The organism is Aminobacter sp. UC22_36, assembly GCF_044056035.1.
In the GTDB taxonomy this organism is placed as follows: domain Bacteria; phylum Pseudomonadota; class Alphaproteobacteria; order Rhizobiales; family Rhizobiaceae; genus Aminobacter.
Window position 1 is genome coordinate 4,038,948 of the sequence record NZ_CP171996.1, and the last position, 20,265, is coordinate 4,059,212.

General features: G+C 64.1%; 22 protein-coding genes and 1 pseudogene. 7 read left to right on the plus strand and 16 right to left on the minus strand.

All coding sequences use genetic code 11. From position 1 onward, the window contains the following. Positions 1 to 288: 288 nt before the first annotated feature. Positions 289 to 984, plus strand: coding sequence for a hypothetical protein (locus ACHMW7_RS23180; protein WP_395447792.1), 696 nt, complete (start codon positions 289 to 291; stop codon positions 982 to 984). Beyond that, entirely contained in the window at positions 933 to 1,355 is a 423-nt protein-coding gene (locus tag ACHMW7_RS23185; protein WP_395447793.1) for a helix-turn-helix transcriptional regulator, read from the plus strand. Before ACHMW7_RS23180 ends, ACHMW7_RS23185 begins: the two co-directional genes overlap by 52 nt. A gap of 154 nt (positions 1,356 to 1,509) precedes the next feature. Here the strand turns inward: ACHMW7_RS23185 and ACHMW7_RS23190 are convergent. The 10 genes and pseudogenes from ACHMW7_RS23190 to ACHMW7_RS23235 all read right to left on the minus strand — a co-directional run bounded on the left by ACHMW7_RS23190 (position 1,510) and on the right by ACHMW7_RS23235 (position 10,244). Continuing rightward, a pseudogene (locus ACHMW7_RS23190) lies at positions 1,510 to 2,651 on the minus strand (NADH:flavin oxidoreductase). Beyond that, complete coding sequence (locus ACHMW7_RS23195) at positions 2,623 to 3,207, minus strand: nuclear transport factor 2 family protein (protein ID WP_395447794.1); 585 nt, start codon at positions 3,205 to 3,207, stop codon at positions 2,623 to 2,625. The pseudogene ACHMW7_RS23190 and the gene ACHMW7_RS23195 overlap by 29 nt, the downstream one beginning before the upstream one ends. 83 nt (positions 3,208 to 3,290) lie before the next feature. After that, on the minus strand, positions 3,291 to 3,749 hold the full coding sequence (locus ACHMW7_RS23200) for a MaoC family dehydratase (protein ID WP_395447795.1): 459 nt from the start codon (positions 3,747 to 3,749) through the stop codon (positions 3,291 to 3,293). Positions 3,750 to 3,751: 2 nt separating this feature from the next. Continuing rightward, positions 3,752 to 4,552: an SDR family oxidoreductase gene (locus tag ACHMW7_RS23205; RefSeq protein ID WP_395447796.1), complete on the minus strand. Its 801-nt coding sequence runs from the start codon at positions 4,550 to 4,552 to the stop codon at positions 3,752 to 3,754. 20 nt (positions 4,553 to 4,572) lie between these two features. Beyond that, a complete protein-coding gene (locus ACHMW7_RS23210; RefSeq protein ID WP_395447797.1) occupies positions 4,573 to 5,331 on the minus strand; it encodes an enoyl-CoA hydratase family protein in 759 nt (252 codons plus the stop codon). 13 nt (positions 5,332 to 5,344) lie between these two features. Then, entirely contained in the window at positions 5,345 to 6,412 is a 1,068-nt protein-coding gene (locus ACHMW7_RS23215; protein ID WP_395447798.1) for an NAD(P)H-dependent flavin oxidoreductase, read from the minus strand. 131 nt (positions 6,413 to 6,543) lie between these two features. Then, the gene (locus ACHMW7_RS23220) at positions 6,544 to 7,308 is read right to left on the minus strand and encodes an SDR family NAD(P)-dependent oxidoreductase (RefSeq protein ID WP_395447799.1); all 765 of its coding nucleotides are present in this window, start codon (positions 7,306 to 7,308) and stop codon (positions 6,544 to 6,546) included. Between the two features lie 46 nt (positions 7,309 to 7,354). Continuing rightward, positions 7,355 to 7,888: a nuclear transport factor 2 family protein gene (locus ACHMW7_RS23225; RefSeq protein WP_395447800.1), complete on the minus strand. Its 534-nt coding sequence runs from the start codon at positions 7,886 to 7,888 to the stop codon at positions 7,355 to 7,357. A 41-nt stretch (positions 7,889 to 7,929) separates the two neighbouring features. Continuing rightward, positions 7,930 to 9,105 carry an acyl-CoA dehydrogenase family protein gene (locus ACHMW7_RS23230; RefSeq protein WP_395447801.1) on the minus strand — a complete coding sequence of 392 codons (1,176 nt, stop codon included), beginning with the start codon at positions 9,103 to 9,105 and terminating at the stop codon, positions 7,930 to 7,932. Continuing rightward, complete coding sequence (locus ACHMW7_RS23235; protein WP_395447802.1) at positions 9,102 to 10,244, minus strand: acyl-CoA dehydrogenase family protein; 1,143 nt, start codon at positions 10,242 to 10,244, stop codon at positions 9,102 to 9,104. Before ACHMW7_RS23235 ends, ACHMW7_RS23230 begins: the two co-directional genes overlap by 4 nt. Positions 10,245 to 10,440: 196 nt before the next feature. On the opposite strand from ACHMW7_RS23235, the gene ACHMW7_RS23240 reads away from it, so the two are divergent. Further along, entirely contained in the window at positions 10,441 to 11,211 is a 771-nt protein-coding gene (locus ACHMW7_RS23240; protein ID WP_395447803.1) for an SDR family NAD(P)-dependent oxidoreductase, read from the plus strand. Between the two features lie 3 nt (positions 11,212 to 11,214). Here ACHMW7_RS23240 and ACHMW7_RS23245 read toward each other — a convergent pair whose 3' ends face one another. Beyond that, positions 11,215 to 11,628: a nuclear transport factor 2 family protein gene (locus tag ACHMW7_RS23245; RefSeq protein ID WP_395447804.1), complete on the minus strand. Its 414-nt coding sequence runs from the start codon at positions 11,626 to 11,628 to the stop codon at positions 11,215 to 11,217. Between the two features lie 128 nt (positions 11,629 to 11,756). Between ACHMW7_RS23245 and ACHMW7_RS23250 the strand changes: the two genes are divergently transcribed. The 4 genes from ACHMW7_RS23250 to ACHMW7_RS23265 all read left to right on the plus strand — a co-directional run bounded on the left by ACHMW7_RS23250 (position 11,757) and on the right by ACHMW7_RS23265 (position 15,028). Next, on the plus strand, positions 11,757 to 12,245 hold the full coding sequence (locus ACHMW7_RS23250) for a nuclear transport factor 2 family protein (RefSeq protein ID WP_395447805.1): 489 nt from the start codon (positions 11,757 to 11,759) through the stop codon (positions 12,243 to 12,245). 98 nt (positions 12,246 to 12,343) lie between these two features. Further along, positions 12,344 to 13,222, plus strand: coding sequence for an SDR family NAD(P)-dependent oxidoreductase (locus ACHMW7_RS23255; protein ID WP_395447806.1), 879 nt, complete (start codon positions 12,344 to 12,346; stop codon positions 13,220 to 13,222). Next, the gene (locus ACHMW7_RS23260; RefSeq protein ID WP_395447807.1) at positions 13,219 to 14,112 is read left to right on the plus strand and encodes an SDR family NAD(P)-dependent oxidoreductase; all 894 of its coding nucleotides are present in this window, start codon (positions 13,219 to 13,221) and stop codon (positions 14,110 to 14,112) included. Before ACHMW7_RS23255 ends, ACHMW7_RS23260 begins: the two co-directional genes overlap by 4 nt. A 178-nt stretch (positions 14,113 to 14,290) precedes the next feature. Next, positions 14,291 to 15,028, plus strand: coding sequence for a TetR/AcrR family transcriptional regulator (locus ACHMW7_RS23265; RefSeq protein WP_395447808.1), 738 nt, complete (start codon positions 14,291 to 14,293; stop codon positions 15,026 to 15,028). Positions 15,029 to 15,076: 48 nt separating this feature from the next. Here the strand turns inward: ACHMW7_RS23265 and ACHMW7_RS23270 are convergent, their stop codons facing one another. The 5 genes from ACHMW7_RS23270 to ACHMW7_RS23290 all read right to left on the minus strand — a co-directional run bounded on the left by ACHMW7_RS23270 (position 15,077) and on the right by ACHMW7_RS23290 (position 20,202). Further along, on the minus strand, positions 15,077 to 15,676 hold the full coding sequence (locus tag ACHMW7_RS23270; RefSeq protein ID WP_395447809.1) for a VOC family protein: 600 nt from the start codon (positions 15,674 to 15,676) through the stop codon (positions 15,077 to 15,079). A 23-nt stretch (positions 15,677 to 15,699) separates the two neighbouring features. Continuing rightward, entirely contained in the window at positions 15,700 to 16,905 is a 1,206-nt protein-coding gene (locus ACHMW7_RS23275) for an acetyl-CoA C-acyltransferase (protein ID WP_395447810.1), read from the minus strand. A 228-nt stretch (positions 16,906 to 17,133) separates the two neighbouring features. Further along, entirely contained in the window at positions 17,134 to 17,904 is a 771-nt protein-coding gene (locus ACHMW7_RS23280) for an SDR family NAD(P)-dependent oxidoreductase (protein WP_395447811.1), read from the minus strand. 11 nt (positions 17,905 to 17,915) lie between these two features. After that, positions 17,916 to 18,986 carry a phosphotransferase family protein gene (locus tag ACHMW7_RS23285; RefSeq protein WP_395447812.1) on the minus strand — a complete coding sequence of 357 codons (1,071 nt, stop codon included), beginning with the start codon at positions 18,984 to 18,986 and terminating at the stop codon, positions 17,916 to 17,918. Between the two features lie 13 nt (positions 18,987 to 18,999). Then, entirely contained in the window at positions 19,000 to 20,202 is a 1,203-nt protein-coding gene (locus tag ACHMW7_RS23290) for an acyl-CoA dehydrogenase family protein (RefSeq protein ID WP_395447813.1), read from the minus strand. Positions 20,203 to 20,265 lie beyond the last annotated feature (63 nt).

The following is a 20,265-nucleotide window of genomic DNA, read 5'->3' on the forward strand; positions in this document are numbered from 1 at the left end:
ATGCATTTCGGATTTGACGAGGTGTCAATTTAGTGACATAAACGTCGAAGTTAATCATTTCGCATTCGGGAGGAAGCGCGATGACCGGTTCAAGCATCATCAGCATGACAGCGGCGTCGTCGTCCGTCCGGCACCTCGCCCGACGTGGTTTCCTCCCGCCATCCTGATACGTCGAGCCTGGGCCGGCTGCGGCCCTCGCCACAAAGATCCAGCCTTATGACCCCGGCGCACTGTCGTCGGGCACCGGTCCCGCACGCCCCCGTGCGGCGGATATTGGGAGCACCTGCCTTGACCTTTCACGCCAGATCGATCGTCGAATTCGGCCACTTCCTCAATCGCGTGTCGGACAGCCTGATGAACGGCAAGCCGCTGCGCACCTCGCTCGAGCTGGTCCGCGAGCAGTTCGATGCCTATGCCGCCGTTCTCGTGATCGAGGATCGCCTGCGCACCGGCGAGACCTACTACGCCTTCACCGAGATCGACGAGCAGATGAACGATACCGCAGGCGCTGCCCTCGCCCGCCCGGCGCAACTGGCCTATCTCTCGGAGCGCTGCCAGCCCTTGTCGGCGACCCATGTGGCGGCCGACGACACCGCCCGCTACACGCTGTGGCTCTTCCGCGACCGTGCCGGAGCCAAGTTCGACGACGACGCCGCCTCGGTCTGCGAAATCCTCGTTTCCCAGCTGGCGCGCGGCGTGGAAACATCCTGGCGCATGGGCGCCACCGAAGTCGAGCGCCGGCTCTATTCCGACGTCATGGACAAGCTCTATGTCGGCGTCGTCATCCTCGACCATTCCGGCAAGATCATCCGTGCTTCGGATGCAGCGAGCCGTTTGCTGAAGCCCGCGACGGTCTGCAGATCCAGGGCAACAAACTGCGCGCCACTTCGGCCAAGGAAGACCGCGACTTCCAGACCGCGATCAAGGCCGCCATGCAGAGCGCTGCCGACGACGAGGGTACGAAGTCCCGCGGCCTGTCGCTGACCAAGCAGTCGGGTTCGCGCAACCTGGGTGTCATCGTGCGGCCGATCCGTGGCAGCAAGGACAATGCCGCGGCAGCCAGTTCGGCTGTCGCCGTCTACATCCGCGATCCAGAGGCCAATCTGGAGGTCGAGGGCGATCTGGTGCGCCAGCTGTTTGACCTGACGCCAGCGGAAGCCGCCGTCGCCCGCCGCCTGACCGCCGGCCTGTCGCTCGAGGATGCCGCGACCTCGCTCGACATCAGCCGCAACACGGCGCGCGCGCATTTGCGCTCGATCTTCTCCAAAAGCGGTATCACGCGCCAGACAGAACTGGTGCGGCTGGTGCTCAACAGCGCCGTCATCCTCGGCCACGGGCCGCGCCAGGCGGCCTGACCGACCATCCTCCCAACTCTCCCTGTGACCAAGCTGAAAGCGCCGTGGATCCTGTCCCCGGCGCTTCTTTTTTGCATTCATTTCCCGAACAGCGTTCCTGCCTTGCGCGGAAGAAAGGCGCCCCGGTTTATCGGCGGGGCGCGCCATTCCGTGGTCAGAACAGCGACCTCAGCTGTTCCTTGGAATAGCCAACACCTTCATCAGTCCGGCCTTGCTTGACCTTCACCGCCCAGGCCGGGTCGGCCAGCAGTGCACGGCCGACGGCAAGGATGTCGAACTCGCCGCGCGCAAGCGGCTTCTCGATCACGTCGAGCGGCGCGACTTCGGCGGCGTTGAGACCCGGCCGGTCGAGGCCGACGCCACCGACGGCGATGACGGGCAGCCCGGTGATCTTCTTCGTCCAGCCGGCGAGCGTCATATCGTTGTCTGCCGCGAAGCCCGGCTCCCACATGCGGCGCGTCGAGCAGTGCATGATGCTGACGCCCGCGTCGACCAGCGGTTCCAGCACTTCGGCCAACTCGCCAGGGGTTTCGCCAAGCACCGCCTTGTAATCCTGCTGCTTCCACTGTGAGTAGCGGAAGGAGATCGGGAAATCCGGGCCGACGCGGCCGCGCATCGCCTCGATGACCTCGACCGCGAAGCGTGTTCGCTCGCGGCGGTTGCCGCCGTAGCGGTCGGTGCGGCGGTTGGACGTCGACCAGAAGAACTCGTCGATGAGATAGCCATGCGCGCCATGGATCTCGACGCCGTCGAAGCCGAGCCGCCGTGCGGCCTCGGCTGCGTCGGCATAAACTCGATGACCTCGAAGATTTCCTTCTCGGTCATCGCCTTGGTGGGTTCGGAGTGACCGGTGAACGCATTGAGGTTTTCCGATGGACCGACGCCCGGAACACCCGGCTGAGGCGCCATGGCCGAATTGCGGAAGCTGCCGGTATGCCAGAGCTGCGGGAAGATCTTGCCGCCGGCGGCATGCACGGCGGCACGTACCTTGGCCCAGCCGGCCAGTGCTGCCTCGCCAGCGAAATACGGCACACCCTCGTAGCTCGGCGCCGTCGGGTGGCCAATGTAAGTCGCCTCGGTGATGATCAGTCCGACCTGGTTCAGCGCCCGCCGCGCATAGTAGCTCGCCACCTTCTCGTGGGGGGTGCCATCGGCGCAGAAGTATCGCGACATCGGCGCCATGGCGATGCGGTTGGAAAGCTCCAGCCCGCCGAGCTTGATCGGCTGGAACAGCTTGTCGGCGATCAGCCCATTGGCAGTCAGATTGTCAGCGCACACGGTTGCCACGGATCTCATTACCTCTGCGCATGGTTTCGATGAAAGCTTCGAGCGCTGCCGGCTCCGGCAGCGCTTCTTCGGGACCCGAGCGCGCCCAGAACTCCTTCCAGGACGGGAACAGGTCGTGGAATGAACCCTCATAGGGTTCGCGACCGGGCCAGCGCATCTTGCGCGAGCCGACAGGCGGCTTGTTGAGGTCGGTGGCGTACCAGTAGAGCGGCTGACGGCGGCGGAAGCACCAGCGGCCGTCGATGCGCTCGTAGCGGTCATAATACATCATCTGCATGATGACCCACTCGGCACCGCACTCGTGCTCGTTCTTGGAATAGACGACACCGACGGCATTGTCGGCATCGATGAACTCGATGATCGTCGAGCCGACATGATGCGAGGTGCCGTCGAACTGCTTGCGCATGGTTTCGTCGAGCCAGTCGCGAAGTGACGCCCTGCCCGACTTGCCGCCGCCGACCTTGACGTCAGGCGCGAACAGCGAGGCCATCGCGCTCATGTCGCGCATGTCGAGTGCCAGCGAATATTTCGAGATCAGCTGGCGGATCTCGTCACGCGAACTCAAGCCTGTCCAGCCGCGCCAGGATCTCCGCCTGGGCGTCGCTCGTCTTGTCCATTTTCACCTCCGTGGCTGAGGCGCCACGCGCCTCAGAAGTAGTAGCGGCCAACCATGTCGGCGACGCAGCCCGGCTTGGCCGAACCTTCGATTTCGATGGTCACGCGAACCGTCGTCTGCACGGCATTGCCGGCCAGCAACTCGGCATTGACCAGCTCGCCGACCGCCCTCACCTTCGAGCCAACCGGCACGGGTGCCGGAAAGCGCAGTCGGTCGCAGCCGTAATTGATCCCCATCTTCATGCCCTCGGCCATGAACAACTCGGGCAGGAAGCCGTTGATCAGCGAAAAGGTCAGGCAGCCATGCGCAACCGTGGTGCCGAACGGGCCGTCCTTGGCGCGCACGGGGTCGACATGGATCCACTGCTGATCGCCGGTCGCCTCGGCAAAGGTGTCGATGCGCTTCTGGTCGATCGTCAGCCATTCGCTGGCGCCAAGGTTCTGGCCGATCGCCGCCACGGCTTCTTCCGGCGAGGAGAAGACGAGCCCCATCGTCAGGCCCTCTGGCTGGAGACGGAGACGATCTCGCCGACCATGTAGCCGGCATAGTCGCTGGCCAGGAACATCATGACGTTGGCGATTTCCCAGACTTCCGCAGCGCGGCCGAAGGCCTCCTGGCTTGCCAGCGCGTCGAGCTGCTCCTGCGGCGCCGAACGCCTGAGGAAATCGTGCATGGCGATCGACGGCGACACCGCGTTGACGCGAATGCCGTATTCGGCGGCTTCCACCGCCGAGCAGCGGGTGAAGGCCATCACGCCGGCCTTTGCGGCGGCATAATGCGACTGGCCCTTCTGAGCGCGCCAGCCCAGCACCGAGGCGTTGTTGACGATGGCCCCCTTGCCGCGCGGCTGCATCTTCTTGAGTGCTGCGCGCGTCATCCGCATGGTGCCGGTCAGCGTGACGTCGAGCACCAGGTTCCATTCGTCGTCGGTCATCTCGACGACCGGTTTGAGACCGCCGAGGCCAGCATTGTTGATCAGAACGTCGATGCCGCCGAGCTTTGCTTCGGCCGCGTCGACCAATGCCTGGACCTGGGCCTCGTCGGTGACGTTGCAGAGCTGGCTGTAGATCTCGACGGAAGGCGAGACCTCGCGCAGCTTTTCGGCAGCTTCCGCCAGGCGGCGCTCGTGCACGTCCGAGATCATGATGGCGCGGCAGCCTTCCTCGATCGCCTTGCGGGCGGCAGCGAAGCCGATGCCGACACCGGCGGCCGCGGTGATGAGCACCGAGCGGCCCTTGAGCAGGCCGTGGCCTTCGACATAGGGCGGAACGGGAAGGATCTTGGTGGCGGTCATGTCGGAGCGTCCTGGTCTGGTTACTTCTTGAAGTCGGCGTCGCGCTTGCCGACGAAGGCGTCGCGCGCCTCCTGCGATTCCTGGGTCAGGTAAGCCTGGGCCGTAAAACCCTGCTCCCAGCGGTACTTCTTCTCGAGATCGCCGTCCTCGATGCCGTTCAGCGCTTCCTTGGCGAGGCGGATCATGATGCCGCTCTTGGCGGCAATCTTGCGAGCGAGTTCGATGGCCGCGTCGCGCAGTTCCTCGCGCGGCACGATCTTCTCGACGGCGCCGAGACGGTAGGCTTCGGTCGCATCGATCGGCTCGCCGGTGAAATACATCTGGCGCACCTTCTGCACCGGAAACAGGCGCTGCAGATGGGCGCCGGCGCCAAGCGCGCCACGGTCGACCTCGGGCACGCCGAAGGTCGCGTCAGGCGAACAGATGATGATGTCGGCCGAGCCGCAGATGCCGATGCCGCCGCCGAGGATGTAGCCGTGCGCGGCCACAATCACCGGCTTGAGGCCGCGATGCACGGCGCGAAAAGTTTCCCAGTTGCCGGCATTCACTTCGGGAATGCGCTCGGGATGTTTCTGCAGCTCCTTGATGTCGACGCCGGCGCAGAAGCCGCGCCCCTCGGCGCGGATGACGATCACGCGCACGTCGGCATTGGCGTTGAGCGCGTCGATCTCCTGCGACAGCTTGCGCCAGCCGATGCTGTCGAGCGCATTGACCGGCGGGTTCTCGATCACCAGCTCGGCGACGCCTGCTTCGATCTTGGTCCAGAACTGTTCGCTCATCGTTGGATATCCCTCACTTCGCGGCGACGAGCGCCGAAATTTCCCTGAGCCGCGCTTCGGCCTCGGCAACGATGCGCGTAATCAATTCTTCGCAGCTCTCGAGCTTGTCGATCATCGCCGCAGCCTGGCCGGATGGCAGCAGGCCGGTTTCGGTATTGCCCTCGACCACGCCGCGCTGCACCAAGGTCGGCAGGTTCGGCGCCATCACCGTCTGGGCGAAGCTGTTTTCGCCGCTCGACAGCACCTTGAGGCCAAGCTTGGCCATGGCGATCGGCCCAAGGCCGGATTCCTTGCCCCACTGACGGGCATATTTCATGCTCATGGCGAGGCGAGCCGGCAGGCCCATGCCTTCGAGACGCCTGATCTCGGCATTCTCGATGAAGCGCTGCGGCAGGCCATCGACGGCAGTCGTGGTACGGATCAGCGTCGGGTCCTTGGTGGCGAGATAGCGGTCGAGCGCCGAACGCGGCACCGGCGATTCCTTGGTCATCAGGAAGCGCGTGCCCATGGCGATGCCGGCTGCACCATAGCCGAGCGCTGCGGCCAGGCCGCGACCGTCAAAGAAGCCGCCAGCGGCGACGACCGGCACTTTCACCGCATCCAGCACCTGCGGCAACAGGATGGTTGTCGGAACGGCACCTGTGTGTCCACCGCCTTCGCCGCCCTGGACGGTGATGATGTCGGCACCTAGTTCCACCGCTTTGACCGCGTGCTTGACCGCACCGACGGTCGGCATGCAGACAACGCCAGCGTCCTTCAGGCGCTTGATCGTCTTGGCATCAGGGCCGCGACCGTAGCTGACGGCGCGGACCTGGTGCTTGATGACCGCCGCGATCACCTCTTCGGCGTTGGGCTGGAACATGTGGAAGTTCACGCCGAACGGACGGTCGGTCTTGGCCTTGATGGCGAGGATCTGGTTTTCGACATCGCCCGGCTCGGTGGTGGCGCCGGCGAAGAAGCCGAAGCCGCCGGCGTTGCAGGTCGCTGCCGTCAGATTCGCGTCGGCAACCCAGCCCATGGCAGTCTGCACCACCGGGTAGCGGCTGCCGAGGCGTTCGCACAATACGGTATGCAGGGACATGGGCATTCTTCTCTCGCTGGAAGTTCCGGCGACCGCCCATCGGCTGGTGGCATAAGGGCGATCGCACTGTCTTGTTTCAAATGATGCGCCGCACAAACCGGAACATCGTCTGAATGAACTAACGAAAACGATCAGTAGAAGACGCGTCCGCCGTTGACCATCAGCGTCTGGCCGGTGATGAAGCGCGACTTTTCGCTCGACAGGAAAATCACAGCGTTTGCAATGTCTTCCGGCTCGCTGAGTTCACCGAGCGGGATCATGTTCTTGGCCCGCTCATAAGCATCCTTGGGGATGCGCTGCATGGCGCGGGTGTTGGTCGGCCCCGGGCAGACGGCATTGACGTTGACCTTGAACGGCCCGAGCTCGCGGGCAAGCGCGCGGGTGAAGCCGAGCACGCCAGCCTTGGCTGAGGCATAGTCGACAGTGCCGATGTCGCCATTCATCGCCGAATCCGACGAGATCGAGACGATCTTGCCCGAGCGGCGCTCGCGCATGTCTTCGACGACCTGGCGCGTGCAGGTCAGCGTGGTCATCAGCGACACGCCGACGACGAACTGCAGCGTCTCGGGCTTGGCCTGCCAGAACTCCGAGTAATTCTCGCGCGCGGTCTGGCCGATGTTGTTGAGCAGGATGTCGACCGGGCCAAGTTCGCGCTTGATGCGGGCGAAGCTGTCGACAACCACCTCCAGGTTCATCATGTCGCCCACCAGCGGTAGCGCCTTGACCTTGTGGGCCCGCACCATCTCGGCGGTTTCGGCGAGTGCCTCGGCCTCGCGGTCGAGGATAGCAAGATCGGCGCCCTCCTGGGCGTAGGCGATGGCCGCCGCGCGGCCGATGCCGTTGCCGGCACCTGTCACCACCGCAATCTTGCCTGTGAATTGTCTTTGGTCAGTCATGCTTTCCCTTCCTGCGGAAATCGTCGTCTGAGAACTGCTTTCGGCGTCAGCCGTGGCGGCCGAAAAGCGTCAGGACCTGATAGGACAGGTCGTCGGGTCCTGGTCGGCCCGGCGGGCTGCCGGCGGCGAAGTCGCGGTAGGCGCCTGCGTCGACGGCGCGCTTGGTCGACCAGTCAAGCGTGATCGAGCGCCCGAGGAAGCGCCACGCGCCATCGTCGCGCTTGTAGCGATCGAGGCTGCGGCTGCCAGTGATCACTTCGTGCGCATCGGGCCCGTGCGTGCGGTGATAGTTGATCTTGTAGACCTCGCCTTCGGCTTGATCGCCTTCGATCTCGAAGCTGGTGTTGACCACGTAATGCGCTGTTGCCGCATAGCTGGACAGTGCCTTTTCGACGAAGGCCATGTATTGGTCAGGCCCGCCGGTGAACATGTCGCCATGCTCTTCAAATGCCTCGTCGTGGTAGAGGCTGCGCAGCAGCTTGAAGTCACGCCGGTCGACCGCTCGCGAGTAGGCGGTGACAAGCCGTCGCAGCGCGTCGCGCGCCGCTAGTTCGCCCAGATCCACTTCACGAATACCCATAAAGGTCCTCCCAAACCTGTGCGCCCAAACAGCCGCGGCCGTTACAGCTTGCCGCGCTGCTCCCTCGGCATGCCGAGCCCTTGTTCGGCGATGATGTTGAGCTGGATTTCGTTGGTGCCGCCATAGATCGTGTCGGCGCGGGCAAACAGGAACATCTGCTGCAGCCGCTCGCGGCGCGGATCGTCGGAGACGACGTTGCCGTCCTTGCCCAACACGTCCATGGCAAGCCTGCCGAGATCGCGATGCCAGTTCGACCAGTGGTATTTGTAGCCGAGCGCTTCCCGGCTTGTGTCCGCAGACGGTTCGTCGCTCAACACGCGCATGGCGAGATAACGCATGGCACGCAGTCCGACCCAAGCACGCGCGACGCGTTGGCGGATCGCTGGCGAGCGGTCCGAGCCGTTCTCCCTTGCGATTTCGACGATCAGGTCGAGTTCTTGCTGGAAGCCCATCTGCTGGCCGAGGGTGGAGATGCCGCGCTCGAAGCCGAGCAAGGCCATGGCGATCTTCCAGCCGTCGCCGGGCTGGCCCACGACATGTTCGGCCTTGGCGCGCGCGCCATCGAAGAACACCGAATTGAACTCGACGCCGCCACCGATCTGCTTGATCGGATGGATCTCGACGCCAGGCTGATCGAGCGGCATCAGCAGGAAGATCAGCCCGTTGCGACCGACCGAGTCCTCTTCGCAGCGTGCAACGACGAAGATCCAGTCGGACAGATGTGCAAGCGAAGTCCACACCTTCTGGCCCGACACGATCCAGTCGCCGGTCTCGGGCTCCTGCCTGGCACGGGTCTTGATGTTGCCGAAATCGGAGCCTGCACTTGGCTCGGAATAGCCCTGGCACCAGAACTCCGTGCCGTTGAGGATGCCGGGCAGGAAGCGTTTCTGCTGCGCCTCGGTACCGAAGGCAATCAGCGTCGGCCCCATCAGGCCCTCGCCGATATGCCCGATGCGGCCGGGGCCACCGGCTCGGCTGTATTCTTCCTGGAAGGCCACCTGCTCGGCAACGGCAAGCCCGCGCCCGCCATGCTCCTTCGCCCAGCCCGGGCAAGTCCAGCGCCCGGCGGCCAGCTCGCGTTCCCACTCCTTGCGCAATTCGGGCAGCGCGTCACCTTCGCCTGAACCGCCGCGGAATTTCAGCGCGGCAAACTTGCCAGTGAGATGGCTTGCCATCCACTCGCGCACCTCGGTGCGGAAAGCCTCGAGCCCGCTCATTTCAGGCCTCCATTGCCGAAGACAGATGCGGCAATGCGGTCGAGATGCACCTCGCGCGAACCGAGCAGCACAGAACTCGCCTGCGCTCGCTTGAAGTAGAGATGCGGGTCGTATTCCCAGGTGAATCCAACGCCGCCATGCAACTGGATCGCTTCCTCGGCAGCCAGATACTGCACGTCGGACGCGACAACGCGTGCACCGGCCACTTCGAGCCCACTCTCCTGAGGGTCGGCACTGCCAACTGCTGCAGCAGCGCCATAGAGCAGCGAACGCGCCTCGGCGATATCGACAACCAGCCTGGCGCAGCGATGCTTGATCGCCTGGAACGAGGCGATCGTGCGGCCGAACTGGACCCGCTCGGAAATGTAGGCGAGCGTGATGTCAAGCGCACCTTGCGCCGCCCCAACCTGCTCGGCGGCGAGGCCGAGATTGGCGAAGGCAAGTGCTGATTGCACTGCCGCATCGGTAAGCCCGCCAATGTCGATGCGCTGTGCTGCCGACACTGCAACGCCTGACAACTCAAGCGAGGCAATCGGGCGCGTGCCATCAATCGCCTTGAGTGGAGCGATCCTTTGTCCAGCGTCGCGTTCGAGCGCAAACAATGCCACCGTGCCGTCGTCAAGACGTGCCGGCACAAGCACCAGATCGGCTACCGCAAGGTCGATCACCTGCGCCACCTTGCCGGTCAGCATGTAGCCGTCCAGCGATTTCACCGCCGTGACCGAAACGGTGGCCAGCGGGTCGGCCGCGGAAAGATCGCCAAAAGCGACAGTCGCAGCCATCTCGCCCGCAGCGATGGCGCCAAGATATCGCGCCTTGGCATCCGCGCTTCCGGCCGCCTCGATGAGTGGTGCCGCCAGGCACACCGTCGACCAGAACGGGACGCAGGCGAGTCGCGAACCGGAGAGTTCCATGAGGATGGCCACCTCGGTCGCGCCGAGGCCGAGTCCGCCGAACGCCTCGGGGATTGCCATGGCGCACCAGCCGAGTTCGCGCGAAATGCTGTTCCACAGTTCGGCATCGTGGCTGGCGCCGGTGTCGACGACCCGGCGGATGGCTTCGGAAGACGACCTTTCCCGCAGGAATCGTGCGGCCTCCTCGCGGATCATCTGCTGGTCGGGTGTGAATTCAAGGATCATGCGGGTCCATCGGCGCGTCAGATGCGGCTTCAAGCGATCAGCTTGGCAATGAATGCGAAAGCGCTTCATGCCGGATGCCACCGCTGGGCGCCAGCAACATCGTCCGAATGTGGGATGCCGGTGCACCATGGCGGCTACTCTATTCCGACTTGGCGCAAATCGGCATCAAGCGACCGCGATTGAACTGGAGGACACAATGGGGCTCAAGCGTTTCGACAACAAGGTCGTGCTCATCACCGGAGCGGCGACCGGTATCGGCCGCGCCATTGCTCTTCGTCTCGCCGCCGAAGGTGCGACGCTGGTTCTCGCCGACCGCAATCTCGAAGGTGCACACCAAGTCTGCACCAGAGCCGCCGAAGAATTCGGTGTCCGCGCGGCTGCGATTGCCTATGACGCTGCCGACGCCGCTTCGGGCCGCCGCATGGTCGACGATGCGCTTGCCCTGCATGGCCGCCTCGACAGCCTGATCAACAATGCCGGCATCTATCGCCGCGATCATTTTTCGAAGCAGACCGGCGATGAGTGGTCGCTGGTCTTCGGCATCAATCTGGAAAGCGTCTTCCACATCGTCCACCAGGCCCTGCCGGCGTTGATCGCTTCGCGCGGCAACGTCGTATCCACGGCCTCGACTGCCGGCCTGGACGGGATCGCCTATGCCGCCGCCTATGCCGCATCGAAAGCCGGTGTCATTGCCATGACGAAGTCGCTCGCGACCGAATACGCACCGAAGGGCGTCCGGTTCAACGCCGTCTGCCCCGGTCGGGTGCGCACCGAGATCGGCACCGGCCTGTCGCCGATCGAGGACCAGGATCCCGCCATTTCGGTCCGCCCCTCGAAGCTGTTGGGCAAGATCGAGACCGGCGAGCCCGAGGACGTTGCCGGTGCCTTTGCCTATCTCGCTTCGGACGATGCCGCCTATGTATCCGGCGCGATCCTCGTGGTCGACGGCGCCCAGACCGTCGGTTGACACTCAGCTCGCACGAAAGGTCATGTCGGTGCGCCGGTGGACGAACCGCCAGCCATCGTCGGTGCGGACAAAGCGGTCGAAATAGCGACCGACGACGCGCGGTATCGTCGCTTTCGGGTCGTCGCGGCGGGTGCCGTAATAAGCGAAGGTGGCGACGCCGGTGGCATTGTTCGCGTCGACAACATCGATGACGATATTGTGCGCCATGTGGATCGTCGTGTCAGTCTGCGGCTTGGCGTCGAGGTAAGCGAGCATTGCGGCATGGCCGCTGAGCGGCCCCTTCCAGGTCTCCCATAGCCCGTCTCGTGCCCACAGCGCGACCAGCTCTTGGTGCCTGAAATCGTCGACAAGGATGCAATAACGCTGCACCAGCTTGGCGCATTCGTGTTCGATGGCGATCCGTTCTGCCAAGTCCATTCCAGTCCTCCCCTTGTCGTCCAGCGCTACCGTCGCGGTAGGGAAAAGCCGTTTCATCCTCCAAACGAACGATGGCGGACGCGTCAGGCCCGGCAGCTATGGGTCGACAGCGGAATTTGGAGGACAGCATGTCGGATATCGAAGCAAGGTTTGCGGCGCTCGAAACGCGCATCAAAGGCCTGGAGGACCAGCTCGCCATCTACCAGCTCTTCGCGACCTACGGACCTTCGGTCGACAGCCGCAGCGGCAGCGTCACCGCCTCGCTCTGGGCCGACGATGGCGCCTATGATTTCGGTGGCGAGCCGCTGGTCGGCGCGGAAAAGGTCGGCTCGCTGGTCAATATCGAACCCCATATCCACTACGTCGCCGATGGCTGCGCCCATGTGCTGAGCATGCCGTACATCTCCGTCGACGGCGACAAGGCAGTGGCGACCGGCTATTCGCGCGTTTACCTCAACCAGGACGACCATTGGCGCGTCGAGCGTGCCAGCGCCAATCGTTGGGAACTTGCCCGCACCGCAGCAGGCTGGCGCGTGCAGAACCGCGTCAACCGCTTGCTCAATGGCCAGGCAGAAGCGCGCGACTTGCTGTCGAGCGGCATCAAGCCGGTCGACTGAATCGCCCGGCAGGGCCAAGCGCCCGCTCCGGCATCGTCCGAATGTGGGATGCACTGGTCGTACCACACCGTCATGCTGGCTCGTCGAGAGGACAGGCAATGAAATCACTTGCAGGTAAGGCAGTCGTGATCACCGGTGCAGGCTCCGGCCTGGGCGCCGCCTATGCCCGTCACGCAGCCGCTTTAGGCGCGTCGATCGTGGTCAACGACATTGGCGCGCCTGCGGCGCAAGCGACTGTCGATGCCATCGTCGCCTCCGGAGGTACAGCCGTTGCCCATGCCGGCGACATCTCGTCCTGGAGCTACGCCCAATCGCTGGTCGACGCCTGCATCGACGCGTTCGGCGCCATCACAGGCATCGTCAACAATGCCGGCATCTTGCGTATCGGCAAGATCCTCGACCTCACCGAGGCCGACCTGCGCCGCATGATCGAAATCAATTTGATCGGCACGGCCGCCTGCGCAAGCCACGCAGCACGGCGCATGCTTGCCGCCGGCAAAGGCGGATCGATCGTCAATGTCGCCTCCGGCTCGCAGGCCGGCGATGTGGCGCTCGGCGGCTATGGCGCGACTAAAGGCGGAGTGGCTTCCCTCACCTACAGCTGGGCGATGGAACTGCGTGGTTCGGGTGTCCGCGTCAACGCGCTCTCCCCGCTGGCGGAAACCGCAATGGCCGCCCAGAACAAGGCACTGATGGCCGAGCAGGCAGCCAGCCGCGAGGTCCACTACGCCACCCTGCCCGACCCCGAGAGCAACGCACCGGTGGTCAGCTTCCTGCTCTCCGACGCCGCCGAAAAGATCAACGGCCAGGTCGTGCGCATCGCCGGCAAGCAGCTGTCTTTCGTGACCCATCCGCTGATCGCCGATCCGGTTGTTGAGGGCAACTGGAGTTTCGAGACGGTGAACGCTGCCTTCGCCGACACGCTGATCGGCCAGCAGCAACCACTTGGCCTCGGATATGCCAGGAAACCGAATTGACCAGCACGTTGAAAGACCGACCCGTGGCGGTCGTGACCGGCGCGAGCCGTGGCCTTGGCCGCGGCATCGCCATTGCACTCGGCCAAGCCGGCTTCACCGTCTATTGCACCGGCCGCAGTGACCGCAAGGCCATCGGTCCGTGGGGCGGAACCGTCCGCGACACGGCAGAAGCGATCGACAAGGCAGGTGGCAAGGGCCTCGTCGCCATCTGCGACCATCTCGACGATATCAAGACCGAGGCGCTTTTCAAGCGCGTCGATGCCGAGCAAGGCCGGCTTGACCTCCTCGTCAACAACGCCTTCGCCATGCCCGATTGGGCCGTACCCGACGGCAATTTCTGGGAACGTCCACTGTCGCTTTGGCGCGACATGATCGACGTCGGCCTGCGCTCGAGCTATGCGGCGAGCCATTTCGCCGCTCCGATCATGGTACGCCAGCGTTCAGGCCTGATTGCCAACACCTCGGGCCCCGGCGGCAAGATCTATCGCCACAGCCTGCCCTACGGAGTCGGCAAGGCCGGGCAGGACAAGCTTGCTTACGACATGGCGCATGAGCTGCAGCCGTTCAACGTCGCGGCGATCTCGCTGTGGCCGGGGCTGATCGGCACCGAACGTACCTTGGCTGGCATCGCTGCCGGCGGCGTGGTCGGTGACAATGCCGGCAGCCTGCCGCATATCGAAACGCCGTACTTCATCGGCCGCGTGCTTGCAGCCATCCACGCGGCCGGCGATGCCATGAGGCTCAGCGGCGGCACCTTCTATTCGACCGAGTTGGCCGACCGCTACGGCGTTGTCGATGCCGATGGCCGGCTGCCTGTTTCGCGCCGTCCGATGTTCGGTAACCCACTTTATGCGCCGCTCTCCGGCGAGGCCGTCGGGGCAATTTCATGAAGCATTCGTTTGATGACACAAATCCTGCATCGCAACGGGCTTACAGAAGCGCGAACCGTATTATATTCGGTTTGAGCAGTGGCTCCGGCTTTGGACGATTCGACCCTCGGTTGCTGAACAAACAAGCGCGGCGTCGGGCACAAAGCTTGGGGGTTCGGCCTTGAGCAGGATAGCGCGTATGGCACAAATGGATGGCGGCGCAGGCGCAGACTATCTCGATCGCGATGCTTCGGCCCGCGCGGCGACCAATCCGCGCAAGGAATTGGTGCGCGAACAGCTGATCGACATCGCTGCCGAGCTGTTCGACAGCAAGGGTTATGTCCAGACCAGCATCAACGACATTGCCCAGGCACTCGGCCTTGGCCGCTCGGCTGTCTATCACTACTTCCGCAACAAGGAAGAAATGCTGGCGGCCCTTGTCGAGTCGGAGGCGCTGACACCGTCGCACCGCCTGCAGGAGCTGATGGCCGAGCCCGGTCTGTCGGCTTCCGAACGGTTGCGCCGCGCTATTGTCGACGGCATCGTCAGGCGTTTATCGTCCGGCGCGCGCTTCATCCTGTTGTCGCGGCTTGAAACCCAGATTCCGGAAGCACTTGGCCCGCTCTACAACCAGGGCCGCCGCCACATCTACGATTTCTATGTCCGGTGCATTTCCGATGGCATCGCCAGCGGCGAGTTTCGCACCGTCGACCCCAAGGTCACCGCCTTCGCGGTGATCGGCATGGCCAACTGGACGTCGCGCTGGTATTCGCCGTCGGGCGCCAAGACACCCCAGGAGATCGGTGAAATCATCGCCGACATGGCGCTTGCCGGCCTGCGTGCCCATCATGACCGCCCGCGCGACGCCGAGGCCGTTCGCCAGACGATTTCAGGCTTGCGCCAGCAGATCGACGAGCTGGAAAAACTGGTCAAATAGAAACGGCCGCCGGTTTGCCGACGGCCACCGCAGTTTCAAAGCTTCTGACTAGTCGAACGTCACGCCGGCATGTTGGATGAAGGCGCTATAGGTGTCGAAGCGGATGATCGGATGAGCGCCCGTGTAGTCGCGGATATGTTCGAGCACGGCCTGGCGCGAACGCCGCCACATCGGTGGCACGATCTCCAGCATCGGCCCGTAGAGATCGGGCGAGCGGTAGTAGAGGATCGATTGGTCCTGGCCGGCGACGCGGATTTCGTAGTCGCGCTCGTATCCGGCAGCTTCGACCCGCGCGGTCGCCTCGGCGTGATCATGCACCCAGAAGCCGAGATGCTGCAGGCCTTCGCGGCCAGCCGCAAGGAAATCCGTGTAGGGCGATGATGCGTCGTTGGTCTGCTCGATCAGCTCGATCTGCACGTCGCCCATGTAAGCGAAGGCCAGGCGCAGTTCGACCTCAACCGGCTTGCCGCGATGCCAGGTGGTGCTGACCGGCTGGCTGACGCCGCGTTCCATGAAGATGAAGGGACCGACGCCGAACACGTCGATCCAGTGGCGCATCGCCCTTTCGATGTCGCGGACGACAAAACCGAGCTGGGTTGCCGGTCCCAGGATGGGCCTGAGGCCCTGTGCTAAGCCCAACTCCGTCATTGTCCGCTCCCCGCAATGCCTGATCAGTTGAAGATTTCGAACAGGCCGGCAGCCCCCATGCCGCCGCCGACGCACATGGTAACGACGCCGTATTTCACGCCACGGCGACGGCCCTCGATCAGGACGTGGCCGGTCGTACGAGCACCTGTCATGCCGAAGGGGTGGCCAACAGCGATGGCGCCACCATTGACGTTGAGCTTGTCCGGGTCGATGCCAAGCGTGTCGCGGCAGTAGACGGCCTGGCTGGCGAAGGCTTCGTTGAGTTCCCACAGGCCGATGTCGTCGATCTTGAGGCCATGCTTCTGCAGCAGCTTCGGCACGGCGAAGATCGGCCCGATGCCCATCTCCTCCGGTGCGCAGCCAGCCACCGTCATGCCACGATAGGCGCCAAGCGGCGTGAGACCGAGCTGTTCGGCGCGCCTGGCGTCCATGACGACCAGCGCGGCCGCACCGTCCGAGAGCTGCGAGGAATTACCGGCGGTGACGTATTCGCCAACCCTGATCACCTCGCCGTCGGCGAAAACCGGCTTGAGCTTTGCCAGGCCCTCCAGATTGGTGTCGGCGCGAAAACCTTCGTCCTGCGTCAGCGTCACGTCCTGGAAGCTGGTCTCGTTGGTTTCCTTGTTGACCACCATCTTGCGCGAGGCCATCGGCACGATCTCGTCGTCGAAGCGGCCGGCCTGATGTGCCGCTGCGGTGCGCAACTGGCTCGACAGTGAGAACTGGTCCTGGGCATCACGGCTGATGCCGTACTTCCTGGCGACGATCTCGGCGGTCTCGATCATCGTCATGTACATATGCGGCCACTGCGCGGTCACCGCCTGCGAGCGGGCGCGGTAGCTGTTCTTGTGCTTGTTCTGGGTCAGGCTGATCGATTCGACGCCGCCGGCGACGACCGTCTCCATGCCGTCGACGATGATCTGCTTGGCGGCGATCGACACCGCCATCAGGCCCGACGAGCACATGCGGTCAATCGACATGCCCGGCACGCTGTCCGGCAGGCCAGCGGCGGCGGCGGTCAGGCGACCGATGTTGTAGCCCTGCGTTCCCTGCTGGGCCGAGCAGCCCAGAATGACGTCTTCGACGGCGTCTGGTGCGATGCCAGCGCGCTTGACGGCTTCGCGAACCGCATGGCCCGACAGCGCCGGCGCTTCGGTGTCGTTGAAGGCGCCGCGAAAGGCCTTGCCGATGGGGGTACGGGCGACGGAAACGATGACGGCTTCACGCAAAGGATTGCTCCAGAACAGTTGTTTTCGGCGGGAACCGGGCAAGCAACGCACAGTCATTTCTGCTGCGCAGCGTCCGGAACCGAAGTTTTCCAACTACTTGCTAGGAGCGGCAGGGCGGCCGAACATCGTCTGAAAAGACTAACGGCGGGTCCGCGATACGCATCGATTGCGAAGCCCGAAGCGCAAGAGGCAACGGCGCAAGCAATGGAGCCCGGGCCGCAGAAGCGGTCAGACGTGATAGCCGCCATCGACATTGATGACCTCGCCGGAGATGAAACCGGCGCGGCTGGAGGCCAGGAACGACACGGCCTCAGCAATGTCGATCGCCTTGCCGTTGCGGCGCAGCGGCGTGTTCATGGCCGCCGCCTGCATGTATTTGTCGTCGATGTAGCCGAGCTTGCTCAGTTCGGTGTGCTGGCCGGTTTCGATGATGCCGAGCGCCACGCCATTGGAACGGATGCCATAGCGCCCCTCCTCCTTGGCCACACCTTTCATCAGCGCATGCACCGCCGATTTCGGCACGACGGACAGGCCGTCAGCCGCGGCGAAGCGGTATTGCGCCGAGCTCTGGCAGGCGACTACAGAGCCGCGCGCCTTGCGCAGATGCGGGATGGCGTAATGGACGACGTTGAAGAAGCCGAAGGCGTCCTGCATTAGGTGCTTACGCATCTGCTCGGGTTCTATCTTGCTGAGATGGATCAGCGGCACCAGCGGCCCGGCGGCGTAGACGATTGTGTGGATGCCGCCGGCAGTTTCCGCCACGCCATCGATGAAGGCGCGGGTCGCTTCGACGTCCTCGATGTTGAGCTTGTGGATCGAAGCCTTGCGGCCTTCGCCGCGGACAGCTTCGGCGGCGGCTTCGGCCTTGGCCTGGTTGCTGTGGTAGGTCAGAGCGACATCGCAGCCGTCGCGTGCCAGCACCCGGCAAATCTCGGCGCCGACGCCGCCGCTGCCGCCGATGACAATGGCCGTTCCTTCAGCCGGGTAAAGTCCGCTCATCTCCGTCCTCCCTATGATTTCATCGCCAGTTCGGCGTACTGCCACCCAAGCTCGGCCACTGGCCGTGCCAGCGCGCCGGCCTCACGGGCATGCGCGCTCGCCGCATTGCCATCGACCACGCGCTTCATGATGCCCTGGCGGATGCCGGCGACGCGGAACAGGCTATAGGCAAGATAGGCGTACCAATGCCGATCCGACACGCCTTCCTGCCCTGTCGCTTTGAAATAGGTGTCGCGATAGCCGCGCTCGTCAGGAATGCCGAGTGCGGCGATGTCGAGGTCGCCCAGGCCGCGATAGGGCTTGTTGGGCAGGCGCCAGGTCAGCATGTGATAGGCGAAGTCGGCCATCGGTTCGCCCAGCGTCGACAGCTCCCAGTCGACAAGTGCCACGACGCGCGGCTCGCTCGGATGAAACAGCATGTTGTCGATGCGGAAATCGCCGTGGATCAGCGACGTGCGGGTTTCGGGCGGAATGTTGTCAGGCAGCCATTCGATCAGCCGCTCCATCGCCTCGATGGTTTCGGTCTCCGAGGCGCGATACTGCTTGGACCAGCGCGCCACCTGGCGCGCCACGTAGTCGCCGGGCTTGCCAAAGCTTTCGAGCCCGCGCGCCTTGTAGTCTGTGTTGTGCAGCGCTGCGGCGACGCGGTTCATCTCCATGTAGATGGCGCGGCGCTCGGCCGGCGACTGCTCCGGCAGTGACGGCGCCCAGAAAGAGCGGCCCTCGACGAAATCCATGACATAAAACATCGCGCCGACGATGGTTTCGTCATCGCAGAGCAGCCGTGCGCCAGCGACAGGCACGTCGCTGTCGCGGAGCGCGCTGATGACGCGGAATTCGCGGTCGACCGCATGCGCTGACGGCAAAAGCTTGCCGTCAGGCTTCTTGCGCAGCACAAGGCGGCGCTGGCCGTCGAAGGACAACAGCATTGTCGGATTGGACTGGCCGCCGCGGAACCGCTCGACAGTCAATCGACCTTCGCAGCCTTCGATGTTGGCCTTGAGGTAGGCGTGCAGGCGCGCGACGTCGATCTTGCTGTCGGCGGCGAGCGGCTCGGTGCCGACGAAGCGGCTGGCATCCATGGCGCGCCCCCGGTCAGTCGGCGTATTTGGCGAGTTCGATGCGCCCGATCTGGTTGCGATGCACCTCGTCGGGGCCGTCGGCGAAACGCAGCTTGCGGGCATGCGCATAGTAGTTGGCGAGCACGAAGTCCTGCGACACGCCGGCAGCCCCATGCGCCTGGATCGCCCAGTCGATGACCTTGCAGGCCATATTGGGGGCAGCGACCTTGATCATGCCGATCTCTGCGCGCGCCGCCTTGTTGCCGACAGTGTCCATCATGTAGGCAGCCTTCAGCGTCAGCAAACGCGCCTGGTCGATCATGATGCGGGATTCGGCGATGCGCTCCAGCGTCACCGACTGTTCGCCGATCGGCCGACCGAAGGCGACGCGGTTCTTCACGCGCCGGCACATCAGTTCGAGGCAACGTTCGGCCAGGCCGATCAGGCGCATGCAGTGATGGATGCGGCCGGGTCCGAGCCGCCCTTGCGCGATCTCAAAGCCGCGCCCTTCGCCGAGCAGCATGTTGGCAACAGGCACGCGCACATTCTCGAAGGTCATGTCCATATGGCCGTGCGGCGCGTCGTCGTAGCCGAACACCGTCATCGGGCGCAGCACCTTGATGCCAGGCGTATCCATCGGCACCAGGACCATCGACTGCTGTTGGTGCTTGGCAGCAGTTGGATCGGTCTTGCCCATGAAGATCAGCAGTTCGCAGTGGCGGTCGCCGACACCCGATATCCACCACTTGCGGCCGTTGATGACATAGTCGTCGCCGTCGCGGACGATCGAGCTCTGGATGTTGGTGGCATCGCTCGATGCGACGTCAGGCTCGGTCATGGCGAAGGCGGAGCGGATCGAGCCGTCGAGCATGCCCGGCAGCCAGCGCGCCTTTTGCGCCTCGGTGCCGTAGCGTTCGATGGTTTCGATGTTGCCGGTGTCAGGCGCCGAGCAATTGAAGATCTGCGATGAGAAATGCACCCGGCCCATGACCTCACACAGCGGTGCGTATTCGGTGTTGGTCAGGCCTGCGCCGTGTGAGGAATCCGGCAGGAACAGGTTCCACAGCCCGGCCGCCTTGGCCTTGGCCTTGAGTTCTTCCAGCACCGGCGGATGGCCCCAGCGGTCGGCCTCGACCTCTTCGTGGTAGCGGCGTTCGTTGGGATAGACATGCGCGTCCATGAAGGCATTGAGCCGTTCAAGCAGGCTTTTCGTCTTGTCGCTGTATTCGAAATCCATCTCGCGTCCGCCACTGCCATTCCAGGAAAGAACCGCCGGCAAGATTTGGATGCCGGCGGCTGG